1 protein-coding gene is annotated in these 486 nt (G+C 42.8%); it reads left to right on the top strand.

Annotated elements, in window-relative coordinates:
- The coding region (locus ACEN4I_RS13500) for a UPF0236 family transposase-like protein (protein WP_407127857.1) at positions 1-486 on the top strand (486 nt) is incomplete at both ends.

Here is a 486-nt window from a genome sequence, read left to right as displayed (position 1 = left end):
AGTTAATGGGTCAGATTTTGTCGAACTTCAACGAAGTGATCAAAGAGGAAAAACAACGTGAAGGTTGGAAAGTAAAACGAGCAGATTGGAAAACGGTTCAATTTATTTTCGGTCCCGTTCGGTACCGGCGTACGCTAATGGTGGATACTAATAATCAGAACCATTATCCACTAGATGAATGGTTAGGCATTCGAAAATATCAACGCCATAGCCCACTAGTAGAAGTAAAAGTGTCAGAGTTGGTGAGTAAAGCTACTTATCGAGATACCGCAGCTATTCTAAACGAATGGACGGCCATTACGCTGAGTCATCAAACAGTCGGCAGTCTTCTTAAACGCGTTGGAGCAGCACAATCACGTGAGGATGAAGAAAATGTATTGGAACTAGAAGAAGCCACGGAGTTGCCCGAAGGAAAAAAGGTGGACTATTTTTACGCCGAAGCGGATGGGGTTTTTGTACGTGGGACAGAAAAGAAAAAAAGCTTAG

This window comes from Desemzia sp. FAM 23990 (genome assembly GCF_045528485.1).
In the GTDB taxonomy this organism is placed as follows: Bacteria; Bacillota; Bacilli; order Lactobacillales; family Carnobacteriaceae; genus Desemzia.
Note: the sequence above shows the minus strand (reverse complement) of the source record. Positions and strands in the feature narration are given on the sequence as shown.